The 249-nt window shown below is 59.0% G+C and carries 1 protein-coding gene; it reads right to left on the reverse strand.

The annotated features are described in order from the left end of the window. On the reverse strand, window positions 1–249 hold a 249-nt coding region (locus E1189_RS22580), incomplete at both ends, for a hypothetical protein (protein ID WP_196220918.1).

Genomic DNA, 249 nt, shown 5'->3' on the forward strand with positions numbered 1-249 from the left:
AGAAAACAGAATACTACCTGCCCCTGCGGCACCACCTTCGCTTCGGCCAGTTTGCTTAAATCTCACCGCCGGGTCAGTAGCGACGCCCGGTGCAGGGGGAAGCAGAATACCATCTGCCCTTGCGGTACCACCTTTGATTCGGTTAACCGGCTTAACTCTCACCGCCAGAGCAGCAGCGATGCCCGGTGCAGGGGAAAGCGGAACACCACCTGCCTTTGCGGTGCCACCTTCGATTCGGTCAGCCTGCTT

This window comes from Parendozoicomonas verongulae, from assembly GCF_009711465.1.
Classification (GTDB): domain Bacteria; phylum Pseudomonadota; class Gammaproteobacteria; order Pseudomonadales; family Endozoicomonadaceae; genus Sansalvadorimonas; species Sansalvadorimonas verongulae.